Annotated in this window: 1 protein-coding gene; it reads left to right on the top strand. The window is 65.4% G+C overall.

Features of this window, described 5'->3' with window-relative positions; translation table 11 throughout:
• Positions 1 to 1,157, top strand: a 1,157-nt coding sequence (locus AB0E24_RS45925) for an acyltransferase domain-containing protein (RefSeq protein WP_359386040.1), incomplete at both ends; no start/stop codon positions are given.

Below are 1,157 nucleotides of genomic sequence, written 5' to 3'. Positions count from 1 at the left end.
CGGGTCAGGGTTCGCAGTGGGTGGGGATGGCGGTGGGGTTGTTGGGGTCGTCGTCGGTGTTTGCGGCGGCGATGGGTGAGTGTGCTGCGGCGTTGTCGGGGTTTGTGGAGTGGTCGTTGCTGGATGTGTTGGGTGATGAGGTGGCGTTGGGTCGGGTTGATGTGGTGCAGCCGGTGTTGTGGGCGGTGATGGTGTCGTTGGCGGAGGTGTGGCGTTCGTGTGGGGTGGTTCCTGCGGCCGTTATTGGTCATTCGCAGGGTGAGATTGCTGCGGCGTGTGTGGCGGGTGGGTTGTCGTTGGAGGACGGCGCGCGGGTGGTGGCGTTGCGTAGTCAGGCTCTGTCGGTGTTGGCGGGGCGCGGCGGGATGGTATCCGTGGCGTTGCCGGTGGCCGAGGTAGAGGGTTGCTTGGTGGCGTGGGGTGGGCGGTTGTCTGTTGCGGCGGTTAATGGTCCTGCTTCGGTGGTGGTTTCGGGTGATCCGGATGGGTTGGAGGAGTTGTTGGAGTGGTGTGTGGGGGAGGGTGTGCGGGCGCGGCGGGTTCCGGTGGATTACGCCTCACACGGTCCGGCGGTGGAGGAGATTCGGGAGCGGTTGCTGGGGGATCTGGCCTCGGTCAGTCCTCGTGGTGGGGAGGTGCCGTTCTTCTCGACGGTGACCGGTGCGTGGGTGGATACGAGTGTGTTGGATGCGGGGTATTGGTATCGGAATCTGCGGCAGCCGGTGCGTTTTGAGGAGGCGGTCCGGGCCTTGTCGGGTGAGGGTTTTGGGGCGTTTGTTGAGGTGAGTGCTCATCCGGTGTTGACGGTGGGGGTGGAGGAGACGCTGGAGGCGGTGGGGTCCGAGGCGGTTGTTGTGGGGACGTTGCGGCGTGATGAGGGTGGCTGGGAGCGGTTCCTGACCGCGCTCGCCGAGGCATGGGTATGCGGTGTCGCAGTCGGTTGGACCGAGGTGTTCCCTGGCCCGCACAACCATGTTGACCTGCCCACCTATGCCTTCCAACACCAGCGGTACTGGCCGTCGGGGGTGAGTGAGTCGACCGGAGACGCCTCGATGCTCGGACTGGAGGGGTTGGGGCATCCGTTGGTGGGTGCGGTGGTGTCGGTTCCTGGGTCGGGTGGTGTGGTGTTGACGGGTCGGTTGTCGGTGGGGTCGCTT

Origin of the sequence: Streptomyces malaysiensis subsp. malaysiensis (assembly GCF_040653035.1) — a bacterium.
Lineage (GTDB): Bacteria > Actinomycetota > Actinomycetes > Streptomycetales > Streptomycetaceae > Streptomyces > Streptomyces malaysiensis.
This window is presented reverse-complemented; position numbering and strand designations above follow the sequence as displayed.